At 69.6% G+C, this 17,973-nt stretch carries 14 protein-coding genes; 7 read left to right on the top strand and 7 right to left on the bottom strand.

What is annotated here, in order from left to right:
- Nucleotides 1-125 precede the first annotated feature (125 nt).
- The 3 genes from ACZ48Z_RS38940 to ACZ48Z_RS38930 form a co-directional block, all read right to left on the bottom strand.
- On the bottom strand, nt 126-2,072 hold the full coding sequence (locus ACZ48Z_RS38940; RefSeq protein ID WP_468740639.1) for a S53 family peptidase: 1,947 nt from the start codon (nt 2,070-2,072) through the stop codon (nt 126-128).
- Nucleotides 2,073-2,245: 173 nt separating this feature from the next.
- The gene (locus ACZ48Z_RS38935; protein WP_468740638.1) at nt 2,246-2,848 is read right to left on the bottom strand and encodes a DUF305 domain-containing protein; all 603 of its coding nucleotides are present in this window, start codon (nt 2,846-2,848) and stop codon (nt 2,246-2,248) included.
- 11 nt (nt 2,849-2,859) lie between these two features.
- On the bottom strand, nt 2,860-3,525 hold the full coding sequence (locus ACZ48Z_RS38930; RefSeq protein ID WP_468740637.1) for a DUF3105 domain-containing protein: 666 nt from the start codon (nt 3,523-3,525) through the stop codon (nt 2,860-2,862).
- Nucleotides 3,526-3,864: 339 nt separating this feature from the next.
- Between ACZ48Z_RS38930 and glnA the strand changes: the two genes are divergently transcribed.
- The gene (gene glnA / locus ACZ48Z_RS38925) at nt 3,865-5,226 is read left to right on the top strand and encodes a type I glutamate--ammonia ligase (RefSeq protein WP_328746770.1); all 1,362 of its coding nucleotides are present in this window, start codon (nt 3,865-3,867) and stop codon (nt 5,224-5,226) included.
- 54 nt (nt 5,227-5,280) lie between these two features.
- Here glnA and ACZ48Z_RS38920 read toward each other — a convergent pair whose 3' ends face one another.
- Nucleotides 5,281-5,715, bottom strand: a complete 435-nt coding sequence (locus ACZ48Z_RS38920) for a VOC family protein (protein WP_468740636.1) — start codon at nt 5,713-5,715, stop codon at nt 5,281-5,283.
- 36 nt (nt 5,716-5,751) lie between these two features.
- Nucleotides 5,752-6,261, bottom strand: a complete 510-nt coding sequence (locus ACZ48Z_RS38915; RefSeq protein ID WP_468740635.1) for a pyridoxamine 5'-phosphate oxidase family protein — start codon at nt 6,259-6,261, stop codon at nt 5,752-5,754.
- Between the two features lie 288 nt (nt 6,262-6,549).
- On the opposite strand from ACZ48Z_RS38915, the gene ACZ48Z_RS38910 reads away from it, so the two are divergent.
- Complete coding sequence (locus ACZ48Z_RS38910) at nt 6,550-9,537, top strand: bifunctional [glutamine synthetase] adenylyltransferase/[glutamine synthetase]-adenylyl-L-tyrosine phosphorylase (RefSeq protein ID WP_468740634.1); 2,988 nt, start codon at nt 6,550-6,552, stop codon at nt 9,535-9,537.
- Nucleotides 9,538-9,606: 69 nt separating this feature from the next.
- Here ACZ48Z_RS38910 and ACZ48Z_RS38905 read toward each other — a convergent pair whose 3' ends face one another.
- Nucleotides 9,607-10,470 carry a phosphatase PAP2 family protein gene (locus tag ACZ48Z_RS38905; RefSeq protein ID WP_468740633.1) on the bottom strand — a complete coding sequence of 288 codons (864 nt, stop codon included), beginning with the start codon at nt 10,468-10,470 and terminating at the stop codon, nt 9,607-9,609.
- 131 nt (nt 10,471-10,601) lie between these two features.
- On the bottom strand, nt 10,602-11,636 hold the full coding sequence (locus ACZ48Z_RS38900) for a LacI family DNA-binding transcriptional regulator (protein WP_468740632.1): 1,035 nt from the start codon (nt 11,634-11,636) through the stop codon (nt 10,602-10,604).
- A 370-nt stretch (nt 11,637-12,006) separates the two neighbouring features.
- Here ACZ48Z_RS38900 and ACZ48Z_RS38895 point away from each other — a divergent pair, with 370 nt between their 5' ends.
- From ACZ48Z_RS38895 to ACZ48Z_RS38875, 5 genes are all read left to right on the top strand, one after another.
- Entirely contained in the window at nt 12,007-13,275 is a 1,269-nt protein-coding gene (locus ACZ48Z_RS38895) for an extracellular solute-binding protein (protein ID WP_468740631.1), read from the top strand.
- A 134-nt stretch (nt 13,276-13,409) separates the two neighbouring features.
- Nucleotides 13,410-14,414: a carbohydrate ABC transporter permease gene (locus tag ACZ48Z_RS38890; protein WP_468740630.1), complete on the top strand. Its 1,005-nt coding sequence runs from the start codon at nt 13,410-13,412 to the stop codon at nt 14,412-14,414.
- 13 nt (nt 14,415-14,427) lie between these two features.
- The gene (locus tag ACZ48Z_RS38885) at nt 14,428-15,333 is read left to right on the top strand and encodes a sugar ABC transporter permease (protein ID WP_468740629.1); all 906 of its coding nucleotides are present in this window, start codon (nt 14,428-14,430) and stop codon (nt 15,331-15,333) included.
- A gap of 191 nt (nt 15,334-15,524) precedes the next feature.
- Nucleotides 15,525-17,186, top strand: coding sequence for a glycoside hydrolase family 13 protein (locus ACZ48Z_RS38880; protein ID WP_468740628.1), 1,662 nt, complete (start codon nt 15,525-15,527; stop codon nt 17,184-17,186).
- Between the two features lie 130 nt (nt 17,187-17,316).
- Nucleotides 17,317-17,883: a dihydrofolate reductase family protein gene (locus ACZ48Z_RS38875; protein ID WP_468740627.1), complete on the top strand. Its 567-nt coding sequence runs from the start codon at nt 17,317-17,319 to the stop codon at nt 17,881-17,883.
- Nucleotides 17,884-17,973: the final 90 nt, after the last annotated feature.

Raw genomic sequence — 17,973 nt, 5'->3', positions numbered from 1 at the left:
CTGTCCCTCCCTCCCGGGGGGCCCACCTCCCCCCCCCCCCCCCCTCCCCCCCCCCCCCCCCCCCCCCCCCCCCCCCCCCCCCCCCCCCCCCCCCCCCCCCCCCCCCCCCCGCGTGTGATGCCGGCTCAGTGCTTGCGGTACGAGGAGACGTAGCCCGAGGCAGGCGTGCCCACGCCCGTCACGTCGTCGTAGCCCTTGACGGCCGACAGCGAACTGTCCTTGCCGAGGCTGCGGACCGAGGTGGCCAGACCGCCCGATGCGTCAACGCCGTTCACGAAGTCGACGCGGGCGACCGCCAGGCCGGAGCCCGTCGGGTTGTCCGTGACGTCGTGGTAGAGCTTCGACCCGTACTTGGCGTAGATCGACGGGTTGGCGAAGCCGATCGCCTTGCCGCCGCGCGCCTCCTGGGCCAGCGCCTGCACGGCCGCGATCACCGGCGAGGCCAGCGAGGTGCCGCCGATCCGGTACTGGCTGTACTTCTGCGACCCGTCCGGGAACGTCTGGGTCTGCCCGACCAGGAAACCGGTGTTCGGGTCGGCGACCGCGGAGATGTCCGGAACCACGCGGTTGCCGGCGGCGTTGTTGGCCGTGGCGAGCGCGTTCGGGACGACACCCTTCTGGTAGAAGGGCTCGGCGACCGTCTTGCTGGTGCCGCCGCCCGCACCCGAGGTGAACGCGCCCGGGAAGTTCGTCCAGCTCTTGCCGTCCGTGGACAGCAGGGCCTTCTCGGTGCCCCAGCCAGTCTCCCACTGGTACTTGTCGCCCTTGCCGACGGCGAGCGAGGTACCGCCGACCGCCGTCACCCACGCCGAGTTGGCCGGGGTGTCGACCTGCTTCGTACCGGTGTTGGCGACCTCGTCGCCGTTGTCGCCGGAGGAGAAGTAGAAGCCGATGCCCTCGACCGCGCCCAGCTGGAACACCTGGTCGTAGGCGGCAGCGAGGTCCGGCGTCTGGTTGGCCTCGATGTCGCCCCACGAGTTGGAGACGATGTCGGCCAGGTGGTTGTCGACGACCTTGCCGAGCGAGTCGAGCAGGTCGTCGTCCATGCAGGACGCGGCACCCACGTACGTGATGTTCGCGTCCGGCGCGACCGCGTGCACGGCCTCGACGTCGAGGGTCTCCTCGCCGTACCAGCCGGACGCGTCGCACTCGTCGGCGCCGGTGTTCGTGTAGTTGTCGGGCAGGACCTGGCGCAGCTGGCTGGTCTTGTAGGCCGCGTCACCGTTCTTCTTCGCGTAGGTGGCCGCGTCGAAGGCGATGGTCGGGGAGGCGAAGGCGTCGGTGATGGCGACCCGCACCCCCTTGCCCGTGTACTTGCCGGCGCCGTACGCGGCGCGCAGCTGCTTGCCCGTGTAGCCCTGGATCGCGTACGGGATCTTCGTGCCGTACGCGCTGGGCAGCGTGCTCGCGATTTTCGAGCCGTAGTACGAGGAGAACGGCCCGGAGTTCTTGAACACGGCGCCCGGACCGGGCAGCTGGTCCTTGGAGCTCGCCTTGTGCGGCGCGTTGTCCAGACCGGTCACCGTCAGGACGGCGCCGGCGAGGGCGGCCGGGGCGGAGGCGGACTTCACCGGGGCGCGGTAGGTCTTGGAGCCCTTGGTGTAGTTGTGCAGCTGGGTCCCGAAGGCCTTCTCGACGGAGGCCACGTCACCGCTGACGGCGACGTAGTGCGCCGTGACGTCAGTGACCTTCAGGCCCGCCGATGTCAGCCAGGACTTCACAGCGGCGACCTGTGCCTTGGTCGCGCCGAAGCGGGCCTTGGTCTGCGCGGCGGTCAGGTACTTGCCGTACGACGCCGAAGCCGGGTCGGCCACGGCCTTTGCGTAGGCGGCGAGGCCGGCGGCGTCCTTGCCTGCGAGGTAGACCCGGGCGGAGACGTGGGCGCTGTCCGAGGTGGCGCCCTTGTCGGCCTTGGCCGTGGCCCACGCGGGCTTCGTCCCGGCCAGCGTGTCGCGGTTCGGGCTGTCCGCGGCGTGGGCCGCGGGTATGCCCAGCGCCAGCGCGCCCGCGAGCATCGGCAGTGTCGCTGCCAGGCTCACTCCGGCGCGCACCGTGGCGCGATTGGATCTCATGGAACCCCCTGTGCGGTTCGTCGCGAGTGATCACTCGACGGTCTCGTCACTCTTTCGATGAACCGTTCATGCCAGGGGAATGCGCGTGTCAAGAGGAGCCCAATTAACCTAATGACAACGCCATTTGAGGGTTAAGTCGCTGCGAATACCGAGGGTTATCCCTGCAGGACCCTCTAGGGACGCGCTGTCACTCCCCGCTCCTTCAGCATCCCCGCCATCAGGTCGATCTCCGACTGCTGCGCGTCGACCATCCCCTGCGCGAGCCGCTTCTCCACCGCGACCGTGCACTTCTCGACACAGCCCTTCGCCATGTGGATGCCGCCCTTGTGATGCTCCGTCATCAACTGCAGATAGAAGATCTCCGCCTGCTTGCCGTTGAGCGTGCCCAGCTTCTTCATCTCGCTGTTCGTCGCCATGCCCGGCATCAGCGAACCGTCCCCGGCGGAGGGCATGTCACCCATGTCCATCCACGTCATGGGCGGATCCGCCGACACCTTGGGCAACTGCCACAGATCCAGCCAGCCCAGCAGCATGCCGCGCTGGTTGGCCTGGGTCTGCGCGATGTCGTAGGCGAGACGGCGCACCTCGACGTCCTTGGTGCGGTCGCGCACGATGTACGACATCTCGACGGCCTGCTGGTGGTGCACGGCCATGTCGCGCGCGAAGCCCGCGTCCGCCGACGCGGCGGCGGGGGTGTCGGCGGAGCCGCCGTCCTCGGCCACGGCATAGGTGATCGCGCCGGCCGCGACGAGCACGCCCGCCACGGCCACGGCCACCCCCGCGGACCTCACTGCGACAGACCGTTCGTGCACGCCGCACCCGGCTCGGGGGTCTGCTGGCCCTGCACGAACTTCTCGAAGAACTTGTCGACGTTCGGGTCGTCGGCCCCCGTCACCGTCCGCTGGTGGCCCCACGCCGACAGCATGATCGGGTCCTTCTGCTTGTCGTCCGGACTCATCAGCGTGTACGGCGTCTTCTTCACCTTCGCCGCCAGCGCGTCCACGTCCGCCTTCTTGGCCTTGCTGGTGTACGTCACCCAGACCGCGCCGTGCTCCAGCGAGTGCACGGCGTTCATGTTGTTGAGCGCCTTGGTGTAGACGTCGCCGTTGCAGTTCATCCACACCTGGTTGTGGTCGCCGCCGACCGGGGGCTCCATCGGGTACGTCACGGTCTTGGCGACGTGGGTGCGGCCCAGGGTGCCCTTCCAGGTCTTCACCCCGTCCGAGCCCGTCACGAAGTGCCCCGCACCCTTGGAGTCGGCCGCCGTGCTCGCGTCGTCGTCGGACTGCGACTGCACCAGCACCACGGCGCCGGTGACCAGAGCGGCCACGACCACCACACTGGCGGTGACGATGAGGATCCGGTTGCGGCGCTCCCGGGACTGTTCGGCGCGCCGCATCTCCTCTATGCGCGCCTTGCGTGCCGCGGTGGTGCTCTTCTTGGCGGAACCCATGAGGTGTGTCCTTCTGGGGGAAAGGGGCGGGACGGATGGTGACGATCGGTCCGCTGATCGTAGTGGGGCCGGGGTGGTATCCAGCAGGGAGCCCACAGGAAACCCGCCACGCGCGGTGAGACGGGAACGGCCGGGCATTACGTATGTCAGTCCGAGCAGGCAAGATGGGCGCAGAGCAGTACATCCGCCGGATGTGAGGCGTTCACTCCTGGGTCGCCCGGGCGATCAAGGTCGGCAACGCGCATGAAATGGTGTTGTGGTGTGATGCTCAGGTGCCCGACCGCCTCCTGCGGGACAGGGAGACAGGCGGCCTGACCAGCAAGGATGGGGAAGCGCAAGATGGACAAGCAGCAGGAGTTCGTGCTCCGGACGTTGGAGGAGCGCGACATCCGGTTCGTACGCCTGTGGTTCACGGACGTGCTGGGCTTCCTCAAGTCCGTCGCCGTGGCCCCGGCCGAGCTGGAACAGGCCTTCGATGAGGGCATCGGATTCGACGGCTCCGCGATCGAGGGATTCGCTCGCGTGTACGAGTCCGACATGATCGCCAAGCCGGACCCGTCGACGTTCCAGGTACTGCCCTGGCGCGCCGAGGCCCCCGGCACGGCCCGGATGTTCTGCGACATCCTCATGCCGGACGGCTCCCCGTCCTTCGCGGACCCCCGGTATGTGCTGAAGCGCGCCCTGGCCCGCACCTCGGACCTGGGCTTCACCTTCTACACCCACCCGGAGATCGAGTTCTTCCTCCTGAAGGACCGCCCCCTGGACGGCTCACGCCCCACCCCGGCCGACAACTCCGGCTACTTCGACCACACCCCCCAGAACATCGGCATGGACTTCCGCCGCCAGGCGATCACCATGCTGGAGTCGATGGGCATCTCGGTCGAGTTCTCCCACCACGAGGGCGCGCCGGGCCAGCAGGAGATCGACCTCCGGTACGCGGACGCGCTGTCCACCGCGGACAACATCATGACGTTCCGCCTGGTCATGAAGCAGGTGGCGCTGGAGCAGGGAGTCCAGGCGACGTTCATGCCGAAGCCGTTCTCGGAACACCCCGGCTCGGGCATGCACACCCACCTCTCCCTCTTCGAGGGCGACCGGAACGCGTTCTACGAGTCCGGCTCGGAGTACCAGCTCTCCAAGGTCGGCCGCTCCTTCATCGCGGGCCTGCTGAAGCACGCCGCGGAGATCTCCGCGGTCACCAACCAGTGGGTCAACTCCTACAAGCGCATCTGGGGCGGCTCCGAGCGCACGGCCGGCGCCGGCGGCGAGGCCCCCTCCTACATCTGCTGGGGCCACAACAACCGCTCCGCCCTGGTCCGCGTCCCGATGTACAAGCCCGGCAAGACCGGCTCGGCCCGCATCGAGGTCCGCTCCATCGACTCCGGCGCCAACCCGTACCTCGCGTACGCCATGCTCCTGGCGGCCGGCCTCAAGGGCGTCGAGGAGGGCTACGAACTCCCTCCGGGCGCCGAGGACGACGTCTGGGCCCTCTCCGACGCGGAGCGCCGCGCGATGGGCATCGAGCCCCTGCCCCAGAACCTGGGTGAGGCCCTGACCCTCATGGAGCGCAGCGACCTGGTCGCCGAGACGCTGGGCGAGCACGTCTTCGACTTCTTCCTGCGCAACAAGAAGAGCGAGTGGGAGGAGTACCGCAGCGAGGTCACGGCCTTCGAGCTGCGGAAGAACCTGCCGGTTCTGTAAGGGTTCGCACCGGAGGGGGCGCGGAGAATTGCGACCGCGCCCCCTCCGGCGTTGCTACTCCGCCGCCTGCTGGGCCAGTACCTGGTGCAGGGGCTCCGTCTCGCGGCGCTTGTACTCCTGGATCGCCCAGCCGTTGCCGTCCGGGTCCTTGAAGTACATGAAGGTGGCACCGTCCTGCGGGGCGAACTGGACCGGTTCGCTCACGTCCAGGCCGCGGGCGGTCAGTTCCTCGTAGGCAGCCTTCGCATCCGTGACGCACAGTTGCATGCCGTGGTACGTGCCGGGCTGCGGGGCTCCCGTCGGGACCTGGAGACCGTCCACCAGGGCGATCGAACAGCCCGACCCGGGCGGGGTCAGCTGACAGATCCGGACGCCCTCCATCACCTCGCCGTCCAGGTCCACGTGGAAACCGACCTTGTCCCGGTAGAACTCCTTGGCCCGGTCCACATCCGTGACCGGCAGCATGATCACTTCGAGGCTCATGTCCATGGCGTGACTCCCTTGTCGACGTCGGTACGGCCGTCCTCAGAAGCGCCATCGCGTCTGGCTGAACGGCTGTCCCTTACCGAAGCCGAAAACCGTGCGGGGCGCCACAGCGTGGACCACGGCGAGTCCCGGACCGTGGTGGAAATACCCCTCCCGCACCTCGAAGCGCCAGAAGTCGCCGTACTTCGCCTCCCACGCCGCGGCCAGTTCGCGCAGCCTCGCGTCGTCGGACACCCGCACTGCCTCGCCCTCCACCACCAGGTCGTATCCCTTGTCCCAGATGTTGGTGCCGGTGGTCAGGGTGACGTGAGGGTTGTGCGCGAGGTTCTTCGCCTTGCGCTCCTGCGGTCCGGTACAGAAGTGCAGGGCCCCGTGCGCCCACACCGCGGGCAACGGCGTGACGTGCGGGCGCCCGTCCGGCCGTACCGTCGAGATCCAGAACAGCTCGGCGGAGGCCAGCAGCGACTCGGCGTCGGCCCAGGGCGTCGCCGTCGCGTCGGCGTCGCTGTAACGGGCGTCGAGGTGGGTCTCGGGATCCTGGTCGGTCATCACAGTGCCTCCGGCTCGGGGAACACCCGGGCCACCGCGGCGGCCCGGGTCGACACACCCAGTCTGCCGAAGGCGTTCTCCAGATGCTTGCGGACGGTGCCGACGGGACACAGGTGATCTGAGGCTTCCCGTCTGCTTGAGGCGCACGCACGCGACCGGCCCCGTCCGGCTGCCGCGCGCCGTCGGGACCCGTCCCGCCCGAAAACCATCCCCCCGCCTCCCGGCGCTCATCCCCGGCTCTCCGGTTAGGCTCGATCGATACGACCTTGATCGGACAGGAGGCCCGGGATGACGGCGGCGCCGGGGCGCAGGAGCAGTACCTTCACGCGGCTGCTGCGGCACGGTTTCACCGATCCGTCGGCCGCCGAGCGGCTGTTGGACAGCGCGGAGCTGAGCGCCGTACGCAACGACCCGGTGCTGCTGGAGGCCCTCGGGGCGACCGCCGACCCCGACCTGGCGCTGTTCGGACTCGTGCGGCTCCTTGAGGCGCAGCCCGGCCGGGAACTGCTCGACACGGTGATAGCGGCGAAGCCGTTGCGGGACCGGCTGCTCGGGGTGCTCGGCGCGTCCGCCGCGCTGGGCGAGCATCTGGCCCGGCACCCCAGCGACTGGCAGGCGCTCGTCACCTACGAACCGCGCGATCTGCACCCCGGCGTCGAGGAGTTCGAGCGCGAGCTCGCCGAGGCCACCGACCCCGTCGTCCTGCGCGTCGCCTACCGCCGCTGTCTGCTGTCCATCGCCGCCCGGGACGTGTGCGGCACCACCGACCTCGCCGAGACCGCCGCCGAACTCGCCGACCTCGCCACCGCGACCCTGCGCGCCGCGCTCGCCATAGCGTGTGCCGCCGCCCCCGACGACGCCGCGCTGTGCCGGCTCGCGGTGGTCGCCATGGGCAAGTGCGGCGGCCACGAGCTGAACTACGTCTCCGACGTCGACGTCATCTTCGTCGGGGAGGCCGTCGACGGGGCCGACGAGGGCAAGGCCCTGCGCGCCGCCACCAAGCTCGCCTCGCACATGATGCGGGTGTGCTCCGAGACCACCGTCGAGGGCTCGATCTGGCCCGTGGACGCCAATCTGCGGCCCGAGGGCCGCAACGGCCCCCTCGTCCGCACCCTGTCCAGCCACCTCGCCTACTACCAGCGGTGGGCCAAGACCTGGGAGTTCCAGGCCCTCCTCAAGGCCCGCCCGGTGGCCGGTGACCTCGAACTCGGCGAGCAGTACGTCGCCGCCCTGGAACCCCTCGTCTGGAAGGCCGCCGAGCGCGACAACTTCGTCGCCGACGTGCAGAAGATGCGGCGCAGGGTCGTCGAGACCATCCCCGTCGGCGAGGTGGACCGGCAGTTGAAGCTCGGTCCCGGCGGCCTGCGGGACGTCGAGTTCGCCGTGCAGCTCCTGCAGTTGGTGCACGGCCGCGAGGACGGCTCGCTGCGCAGCGGCACCACCCTGAACGCGCTCCAGGCGCTCGCCGCCGGCGGTTACGTCGGCCGCGCCGACGCCGCCCAACTCGACGCCGCCTACCGCTTCCTGCGCTCCATGGAGCACCGCATCCAGCTGTACCGGCTGCGCCGCACCCACCTCGTTCCCCAGGACGAGGCCGACCTGCGCCGTCTCGGCCGCTCACTCGGCCTGCGCACCGACCCGGTGACCGAGCTGAACCGCGAGTGGAAGCGGCACGCCTCCGTCGTACGGCGGCTGCACGAGAAGCTGTTCTACCGGCCACTGCTGGACGCGGTGGCCCAACTCGGGCCCGGAGAAGCCCGGTTGAGTCCTGTGGCGGCCCGCGAACGGCTGGTCGCGCTGGGGTACGCCGATCCGGCCTCCGCGCTGCGCCACCTGGAGGCCCTGGCCTCCGGCGTCACCCGCAAGGCCGCGATCCAGCGAACTCTCCTTCCCGTGCTGCTGGGCTGGTTCGCCGAGTCCGCCGACCCGGACGCCGGACTGCTCAACTTCCGCAAGGTGTCGGACGCGTTGGGCAAGACCCCGTGGTACCTACGGCTGCTCCGGGACGAGGGTGCCGCCGCCGAGAACCTCGCCCGGGTGCTGTCCGCCGGACGCCTCGCCCCCGACCTGCTCATGCGTGCTCCTGAAGCCGTGGCGCTCCTCGGGGACGGCGACGGCGGCGGCCTCGACCTGCGCGGAAGGGCCGGTCTCGAACAGGAGATCCTCGCCGCGGTCGGCCGCGCCGACGGAGCCGTACAGGCGGTCACCGCTGCCCGTGGCGTCCGGCGCCGCGAGCTCTTCCGTACGGCCGCCGCGGACATCGTCGGCTCCTACGGCACCGAGACCCAGCCCGCCGAACCGGACCAGGGCGCCCTCGTGGACCGCGTCGGCGACGCCGTGTCCGACCTGACCGCCGCCACCCTCGCCGGCACCCTGCGCGCGGTCGTCCGGGACGGCTGGGGCGACACCCTGCCGACCCGGTTCGCCGTCATCGGCATGGGCCGTTTCGGCGGCCACGAACTCGGCTACGGCTCCGACGCGGACGTCCTGTTCGTGCACGAACCGCGCGACGGCGTCGACGAACGGACGGCCTCCGAGGCCGCCAACAAGGTCGTCTCCGAGATGCGCCGGCTGCTCCAGATCCCGAGCGCCGACCCCCCGCTGCTCATCGACGCCGACCTGCGCCCGGAGGGCAAGTCCGGGCCGCTGGTACGGACGTTGACGTCGTACGCCGCCTACTACCGCCGCTGGTCGCTGGGATGGGAGTCGCAGGCGCTGCTGCGGGCCGAACCGGTCGCCGGGGACGAGGAGTTGGGCGGCCGCTTCATCGAGCTGATCAACCCCCTGCGCTATCCGGCGGCCGGCCTCCCCGACGACGCGGCACGCGAGATCCGGCGGCTGAAGGCACGCATGGAGTCCGAGCGGATGCCGCGCGGCGCCGACCCCAAGCTGCACACCAAGCTCGGGCCCGGCGGGCTGTCCGACGTCGAGTGGACGGTCCAGCTCCTCCAGCTGCGGCACGGAGCCACCGAGCCGGGCCTGCGCACCACCCGCACCCGCGCGGCGCTCGCCGCGGCGCAGGGCGCCGGGTTCATGTCGGCGGAGGACGCCGCGATCCTCGACGAGGCGTGGGTACTGGCCACCCGGGTGCGCAACGCCGTGATGCTCGTGCGCGGACGGGCGGGGGACACCTTCCCGACGGAGGCACGCGAACTCGCCGCGGTGGGGCGGTACCTGGGCTACGGGCCGGGACACGCGGGCGACATGCTCGAGGACTACCGCCGCACGGCGCGGCGGGCCCGGGGCGTGGTGGAGGAGCTGTTCTACGGGGCGTAGCGCTTCGGACATGGAAGGTTAGGTGGCGGGCTGAGCGGCGCGGCCGGGCGTCACGGCGCGGCCGCCCCGTCAGGGCTTCGTGGGCAGCAGTGGTCTGGCCGAGCCCGTCGCCGGTACCGCCCTCGGCAGCGCGTACGGCAGTGCCCCGTACCAGATCGTCGCCACCGCGAAGCCGAACGTGAGGCACAGGACGCCGCCCACCGCGTCGAGCCAGAAGTGGTTGGCGGTGGAGACGATGACGAGGAGGGTCGTCGCCGGGTAGAGCAGGCCCAGGACGCGCACCCACGGCACCGACGCCAGCGCGAAGATCGTCAGGCCGCACCACAGGGACCAGCCGATGTGCATGGACGGCATCGCGGCGTACTGGTTGGACATGTGCTTGAGGTCGCCGGAGGCCATCGAGCCCCAGGTCCGGTGGACCGCCACCGTGTCGACGAAGTGGCCGCCGGTCATCAGGCGCGGCGGCGCCAGCGGATACAGGTAGTAACCGACCAGGGCCACCGCCGTCGTCGCGAACAGCACCATGCGCGTCGCCGCGTACCGGCCGGGGTGGCTGCGGAAGAGCCAGACCAGGACGCTCAGCGTCACGACGAAGTGCAGTGTCGCGTAGTAGTAGTTCATCCCGATGACGAGCCAAGTCACCGAGTTCACCGCGTGGTTGACGGACTCCTCGACCGCGATGCCCAGATGGTGCTCCATCCGCCAGATCCAGTCGGCGTTGCGCAGCGCCTGCGCCTTCTGCTCCGGTACCGCGTTGCGGATCAGTGAGTACGTCCAGTAACCCACCGCGATCAACAGGATCTCGAACCAGAGACGCGGCCGGTGCGGCGAGCGCAGCCGGCGCAGCGGACCCGGCCGGTCCGGGGCCGTGACGGGGCCCGGAAGGGATGCGTTCGCACGGTCTTCCAGACTGGTCACGGTCAAGTCACCCATAGACACAAAGTCTGCCAGAAATGCCCTAACCCACCGATCATCCCCGGGGTGGGTTCGACCCGCATGTCCTACGGCGGGAAGACCGTCCCGTTCTCCTACCGGCGCAGTGGATGGGCCCCGGTTTCTCCGCCCTACGGACGACCGCGTTCCCCGGGGGCCGAGGCCGTCGAACCCCGTACGACCAGCTCGGGCATGAACACGAACTCGCTGTGCGGCGCGGGCGTTCCGCCGATCTCCTCCAGCAGCGTCCGCACCGCGGCCTGCCCCATCGCGGGCACCGGCTTGCGGATCGTCGTCAGGGGCGGGTCGGTGAAGGCGATCAGGGGGGAGTCGTCGAAACCCACGACCGAGACGTCCCGCGGCACCTCCAGGCCCCGCTGCCGGGCCGCCCGTATCGCGCCCAGCGCCATCATGTCGCTCGCGCAGACCACCGCCGTGCAGTCACGGTCGATGAGCGCCGAGGCGGCCGCCTGACCGCCCTCCAGGGTGTAGAGCGAGTGCTGGACGAGGTCCGCCTCGACGGTCGCCGCGGCCAGGCCCAGCAGATCCTGCATGGTGCGGACGAAGCCCTCGATCTTGCGCTGGACCGGCACGAAACGCTTCGGCCCCAGTGCCAGGCCGATCCTCGTGTGTCCCAGCGACACCAGGTGTGTCACCGCGAGTGACATCGCCGCGCGGTCGTCGGGGGAGATGAACGGTGCCTGCACCTTCGGCGAGAAGCCGTCCACCAGCACGTACGGCACGCCCTGCGCCCGCAGCTGCTCGTAGCGCTGCATGTCCGCGGTGGTGTCGGCGTGCAGCCCGGAGACGTAGATGATGCCGGCCACGCCCCGGTCGACGAGCATCTCGGTGAGCTCGTCCTCCGTGGAGCCGCCCGGGGTCTGGGTGGCGAGGACCGGTGTGTAGCCCTGCCGGGTCAGCGCCTGGCCGATCACCTGGGCCAGGGCCGGGAAGATCGGGTTCTCCAGTTCGGGGGTGATCAGGCCCACCAGTCCCTCGCTGCGCTGCCGCAGCCGGACGGGACGCTCGTAGCCCAGCACGTCGAGTGCGGCGAGCACGGTCTGGCGGGTGGTGGCGGCGACGCCCGGCTTGCCGTTGAGGACGCGGCTGACGGTCGCTTCGCTCACGCCCGCCTGAGCGGCGATGTCGGCAAGCCGTGTGGTCACGGCACCGGACTGTACCGGCCGTTTCGTCATCGCGGTCCCTCAGTTCTGGTCGGCGCCCCTCGTCCCGCAAGGGGATGATTCCCGCACGGGAGCGGGATGGCAAGAGCTTGCAGAGTCTTGCATGATCCGTGATCGTCCCGCTCAGCACCGCTCAACCTCGTAGAACAAGGGTCTCGTGACGATCGGGAAGGAGTCACGGCGACGTAACTTCCGCGCTTTCTTGCACTTTTTTGCTGCAAGCTCTTTCGCAAGACTTGCATCGCTGTTACGTTCCCACTCGCCCGGCGGCCGCAACGGCGCAGTCGGCAGACGGAGACGGTAGACGGGACGGTCTCCGCAGCACACGGGCTTTCACCCTCAAGGAGAACTCATGCGGCGTGGCATAGCGGCCACCGCGCTGGTGGCGTCTTTCGCCCTCGCGGCGACGGCCTGCGGCGGAAGCGACAGCGGCGACAAGGCCGACGGTCCGGTCACCATCACCTGGTGGGACACCTCCAACGCCACCAACGAGGCGCCGACGTACAAGGCCCTGATCAAGGACTTCGAGGCCGCGAACAAGGACGTCAAGGTCAAGTACGTCAACGTGCCGTTCGACCAGGCGCAGAACAAGTTCGACACCGCGGCCGGTGCCTCCGGCGCCCCCGACGTACTGCGCTCCGACGTCGGCTGGACCCCCGCCTTCGCCAAGAAGGGCTTCTTCCTGCCCCTCGACGGCACCGAGGCCCTCTCAGACCAGGCGAAGTTCAAGCCGAACCTGATCGAGCAGGCGAAGTACGACGGCAAGATCTACGGCGTGCCGTTCGTCACCGACACCCTCGCCCTGGTCTACAACAAGCAGCTCTTCGCGAAGGCCGGCGTCGAGGCCCCCAAGACCTGGGACGACCTGAAGACCGCCGCCGCCACGATCAAGTCGAAGACCGGCGTCGACGGCTACTGGGGCTCCACCGCGGCCTACTACGCCCAGCCGTTCCTCTTCGGCGAGGGCACCGACACCGTCGACGCCTCCGCCAAGAAGATCACCGTCGCCTCGGCCCCCGCCAAGAAGGGCTACGGCACCTGGCTCAGCCTCTTCTCCGGCAAGGGCCTGCACAAGGCCGACACCACCGCGGACGCCTACGCCCACATCCAGGACGCGTTCGTCAACGGCAAGGTCGCCGCGATCATCCAGGGCCCGTGGGAGATCACCAACTTCTACAAGGGCTCCGCGTTCTCGGACAAGGCCAACCTCGGCATCGCCACCGTCCCGGCCGGTTCCACCGGCAAGGCGGGCGCCCCGACCGGCGGCCACAACCTCTCGGTCTACGCCGGCTCGGACTCCGCCCACCAGAAGGCGGCCGAGAAGTTCGTGGGCTTCATGACCTCCGCGAAGTCCCAGACGCAGATCGCGCTGAAGAACTCCACGCTGCCCACCCGCGACGACGCCTACACCGCCGAGGTCAAGGCCGACCCGGGCATCGCCGGCTACCAGACGGTCCTCGCCTCCGCCCAGCCGCGACTGGCCCTGCCCGAGTACAGCTCCCTGCTGACCCCGCTCGACACCGAGCTGAACAGCATCGCCGGCGGCAAGGAGTCCCTCGACAAGGGTCTGGGCAACGCCGAGACGGCCATCGCCAAGCTGGTGCCGGACTTCAGCAAGTGAGCCCGCGTGGCCGCCGGATCTCCCGAGCACCCGGGGGAGGGATCCGGCGGCCACCGGCCTGTGCCCGGCCACCCCGGCCGGCCGTTTCGCCCAGCCACTTCTCAGAGCCGTAGAACTTCCAGAAGGTGTCGAACATGACAGTCGCCATCGACCGCGCCACCGGCAAACGCCACGGTGACCGCGCGCCGCGGCCCGGGCTGGGCCAACGCCTCAGACACGGCTACCAGAAACACTGGTACGCCTACGCCATGATCGCCCCCGTGGTGGTCGTCCTCGGCGTCCTCGTGATCTACCCCCTGGTCTACGGCGTCTACCTCACCCTCACCGACGCCAACAGCCTCAACACGGCCCGCACGATCGGCGTCAACCACATCGACGCCACCTACAAGTTCATCGGCCTCGACAACTACGCCGACATCCTGTGGGGCCCGACGGCCTACGACCGCTTCTGGTCGCACTTCATCTGGACGATCGTCTGGACGGCCCTGTGCGTCGCCCTGCACTACTGCATCGGGCTCGGCCTCGCGCTGCTGCTCAACCAGAAGCTGCGCGGACGCACCCTGTACCGGCTGATCCTGGTGCTGCCCTGGGCCGTGCCGACCTTCGTCACCGTCTTCGGCTGGCGCTTCATGCTCGCCGACGGCGGCGTCATCAACCTCGCCCTGGACGCACTCCATCTGCCCTCACCGTCCTGGCTGGAGGACACCTTCTGGCAGCGAACCGCCGCGATCATGGTCAACACCTGGTGCGGTGTGCCGTTCATGATGGTCTCGCTGCTCGGCGGCCTCCAGTCCATCGACACCTCCCTGTACGAGGCCGCCGAGATGGACGGCGCGAGCGCCTGGCAGCGCTTCAGGTACGTCACCCTGCCGGGGCTCAGAAGCGTCAGCTCCACCGTCGTACTCCTCGGCATCATCTGGACGTTCAACCAGTTCGCCGTGATCTTCCTGCTGTTCGGCAACACCGCGCCGGATGCGCAGATCCTCGTCACCTGGGCCTACTACCTGGGCTTCGGACAGCAACCGCGTGACTTCGCCCAGTCGGCCGCGTACGGCATCCTGCTGCTGGCCATCCTGATCGTCTTCACCTCCTTCTACCGCCGCTGGCTGAACCGCAATGACCAGCAGCTCGCGATCTGAGGCAGGAGTCCCCATGAGTACGACCGCAGTCGAGACCCCCGCCCAGGCCGCCGAGCCGGGCCCCAGGGCCCCGCGCCGGGTGCGCCGCCGCGGCGAGAACAGCCCCGCCGGCTCCCTCGTCTCGCACGGCATCCTGATCGTCGCGAGCCTGATCGCCCTGTTCCCGATCGTCTGGCTGGTCTTCCTGTCCCTCGGCCCGGACAAGGACGACTACCTTCATCCGGGCGGCATCTGGAAGAAGATGACGTTCGACAACTACTCGTTCGTCCTCCAGCACACGGCCTTCTTCGACTGGCTGAAGAGCTCGCTGATCGTCTCGCTCGGCACGACCCTGATCGGTGTGCTGATCGCCGCGACCACCGGTTACGCCGTCTCCCGTATGCGCTTTCCGGGCTACCGCAAGTTCATGTGGGTGCTCCTGGTCACGCAGATGTTCCCGGTAGCCGTACTGATGGTGCCGATGTACCAGATGCTGTCGGACCTCCAGCTCATCGACAGCTACCTTGGACTCGTCCTCGTCTACTGCTCGACCGCGGTGCCGTACTGCGCCTGGCTGTTGAAGGGGTACTTCGACACCATCCCGTTCGAGATCGACGAGGCCGGACGCGTCGACGGGCTGACCCCCTTCGGCACGTTCGCGCGGCTGATCCTGCCGCTCGCCAAGCCGGGGCTCGCCGTCGCCGCGTTCTACAGCTTCCTCACGGCGTTCGGCGAGGTCGCGTTCGCTTCGACGTTCATGCTGTCCGACACCAAGTACACGTTCGCGGTGGGACTGCAGAGCTTCGTGAGCGAGCACGACGCCCAGCGGAACCTGATGGCCGCTACGGCGGTGCTGATCGCGATACCGGTCTCGCTGTTCTTCTACCTCGTGCAGAAGAACCTCGTTACCGGGCTTACCGCGGGCGGTACGAAGGGGTAGCGCCGGCCGTCTTTTGGCTGCGGCTTTCGTCGTGGCTGGTCGCGCCCACGCGGCGGAGCCGCATATCGATACAGCCCCGCGCCCCTAAAGACCCGAGGCGGCCGTAGTGGCCATCCGACCCCGCTGTCACCGCGGCCGCCTCGTACCGCTTCCTGAACCGACCGATGACTTCTTTACGTACCAAGGACGCCATGAGCCAGCAGCACTACGCCACCGCCCCGGCATCGACCCCCGCCAAAGCCCAGCGCAGCGACTGGTGGCGGGACGCGGTGATCTACCAGGTCTATCCGCGCAGCTTCGCCGACAGCAACGGTGACGGCATGGGCGATCTGGAGGGCATCCGTTCCCGTCTGCCGTATCTGCGCGACCTCGGCGTGGACGCCGTGTGGCTCAGCCCCTTCTACGCCTCCCCGCAGGCCGACGCCGGCTACGACGTCGCCGACTACCGGGCCGTGGACCCCATGTTCGGCACCCTCCTGGACGCCGACGCGCTGATCCGCGACGCCCGCGAGCTGGGTCTCAAGACCATCGTCGACCTGGTGCCCAACCACTCCTCGGACCAGTACGAGTGGTTCAAGCGGGCGGTCGCCGAGGGCCCCGGGTCGCCGCTCAGGGACCGTTACCACTTCCGCCCCGGCAAGGGCGAGAACGGTGAACTGCCGCCCAACGACTGGGAGTCGATCTTCGGCGGACCGGCGTGGACGCGGGTCGCGGACGGGGAGTGGTACCTCCACCTCTTCGCCCCCGAGCAGCCCGACTTCAACTGGGACCACCCGGCCGTGGGCGACGAGTTCCGCTCCATCCTGCGCTTCTGGCTGGACATGGGCGTGGACGGCTTCCGGATCGACGTGGCGCACGGCCTGGTCAAGGCGGCGGGTCTGCCCGACCTCGGCTCCCGCGATCAGGTCAAGCTGCTGGGCAACGATGTCATGCCGTTCTTCGACCAGGACGGTGTGCACGAGATCTACCGCCAGTGGCGTCTGATCCTCGACGAGTACTCCGGCGAGCGCATTTTCGTCGCCGAGGCGTGGACCCCGACCATCGAGCGCACGGCGAACTACGTCCGTCCCGACGAACTCCACCAGGCCTTCAACTTCCAGTACCTGAGCACCGAATGGGACGCCGGGCAGCTGCGCGGGGTCATCGACCGCACCCTGGAGGCGATGCGTCCGGTGGGCGCCCCGGCCACCTGGGTCCTGTCGAACCACGACGTCACCCGCCACGCCACCCGCTTCGCCAACCCGCCCGGCCTCGGCACCCAGATCCGTACGGCCGGCGACCGGGAACTGGGACTCAGGAGGGCCCGCGCGGCCACCCTGCTGATGCTCGCCCTGCCCGGCTCGGCGTACGTCTACCAGGGCGAGGAGCTCGGCCTCCCGGACGTCGTCGACCTCCCCGACGAGGTCCGCCAGGACCCGGCGTACTTCCGGGGCGCCGGCCAGGACGGCTTCCGCGACGGCTGCCGGGTGCCGATCCCGTGGACGCGCACGGGATCGTCGTACGGCTTCGGCGCGGGCGGCAGCTGGCTGCCCCAGCCGTCGGCCTGGGGCGAGCTGAGCGTGGAGGCGCAGACCGGCGACCCCGGCTCCACCCTGGAGCTGTACCGCTCGGCCCTGGCCGTGCGTCGCGCCCAGCCCGACCTGGGCGCGGGCAACGCGGTGGAGTGGCTCCGGGCGCCCGAGGGCGTCCTCGCCTTCCGGCGCGGCGAGTTCGTCTGCGTCACGAACACCAGCGGTGAATCGGTGACGACTCCCGCGTACGGCCGTCTGCTCCTCGCGAGCGGGGACGTGGCCGAGGTCGACGGGGACGCGAAGGTGCAGGCCGACACCACCGTGTGGTGGACGACGGCCTGAGCGCAGACGCGGATCACCGGGCCCCTGTCGGGGGCCCGGTGATTTCTTCGTCCGGCGTGTCGATCGGCGGGGCCCGCGTTCGACGCTTGGGTGGAAGGGCGAACAGCGCCCGACACCCCGAGGAGAGACCATGCAGATCCGCGCCCGTCTGAGCATGAGTGCCGACGGTTATGTGACCACGCCGAGCGGCTGGCCCGCGCTGACCGCCGACCCCGCCTTCGTCTCCGGACAGAGCCACGGCATCCGGGAGTTCCTGGCCGACTGCGAGGCCGCGCTCATGGGCCGTACGACCTTCGAGCCCGCGCTGACCAACAGCCGCTGGCCGTGGCCCGACCTCGACGTGTTCGTGCTGGGCTCGCACCGCCCGGAGGGCACCCCGGACCACGTCACCACCGACAGCGACCCGGCGCGGCTGCTGGAGAAGCTCCGCGCGGCCAACCGGGGCGGTGACGTCCACCTCATCGGCGGCCCGCGCACGATCGGCACCTTCCACGCCCTCGGCGCACTGGACCGCCTCGAACTGGTCGTCCTGCCGATGCTGTTCGGCGGCGGGACCCAGCTGACGCCCGCGCTGAGCCCCGAGACCGGACTGGTGTTCCAGAGCCAGCGCGCCCTGCCCGGAGGGGCGGTGGAGATCGTCTACGCCTGCGAGGGCAGCCGCGGCGACCTCCCGGGCAAGCCCGCCAGCCAGCGCTGAGGCACCGGGTGTGAAAATCCTTTCTCGTCCTTTCAGGACCCTTGCTGTAAACATTTCAACAGCGGTACGTTCTCGCCGGCGCCGGGCAAA

The organism is Streptomyces sp. NPDC031225, from assembly GCF_055570355.1.
The sequence above is the reverse complement of the archived record's forward strand: the minus strand, read 5'-3'. Positions and strand labels throughout refer to the sequence as shown.

Coding starts and splice junctions, on each gene's coding strand:
- ACZ48Z_RS38890 (WP_468740630.1), top strand. CDS start 13,410: ATGACAGTCGCCATCGACCGCGCCACCGGCAAACGCCACGGTGACCGC.
- ACZ48Z_RS38930 (WP_468740637.1), bottom strand. CDS start 3,525: ATGGGTTCCGCCAAGAAGAGCACCACCGCGGCACGCAAGGCGCGCATA.
- ACZ48Z_RS38940 (WP_468740639.1), bottom strand. CDS start 2,072: ATGAGATCCAATCGCGCCACGGTGCGCGCCGGAGTGAGCCTGGCAGCG.
- glnA (WP_328746770.1), top strand. CDS start 3,865: ATGGACAAGCAGCAGGAGTTCGTGCTCCGGACGTTGGAGGAGCGCGAC.
- ACZ48Z_RS38910 (WP_468740634.1), top strand. CDS start 6,550: ATGACGGCGGCGCCGGGGCGCAGGAGCAGTACCTTCACGCGGCTGCTG.
- ACZ48Z_RS38880 (WP_468740628.1), top strand. CDS start 15,525: ATGAGCCAGCAGCACTACGCCACCGCCCCGGCATCGACCCCCGCCAAA.
- ACZ48Z_RS38920 (WP_468740636.1), bottom strand. CDS start 5,715: ATGGACATGAGCCTCGAAGTGATCATGCTGCCGGTCACGGATGTGGAC.
- ACZ48Z_RS38905 (WP_468740633.1), bottom strand. CDS start 10,470: ATGGGTGACTTGACCGTGACCAGTCTGGAAGACCGTGCGAACGCATCC.
- ACZ48Z_RS38875 (WP_468740627.1), top strand. CDS start 17,317: ATGCAGATCCGCGCCCGTCTGAGCATGAGTGCCGACGGTTATGTGACC.
- ACZ48Z_RS38915 (WP_468740635.1), bottom strand. CDS start 6,261: ATGACCGACCAGGATCCCGAGACCCACCTCGACGCCCGTTACAGCGAC.
- ACZ48Z_RS38885 (WP_468740629.1), top strand. CDS start 14,428: ATGAGTACGACCGCAGTCGAGACCCCCGCCCAGGCCGCCGAGCCGGGC.
- ACZ48Z_RS38895 (WP_468740631.1), top strand. CDS start 12,007: ATGCGGCGTGGCATAGCGGCCACCGCGCTGGTGGCGTCTTTCGCCCTC.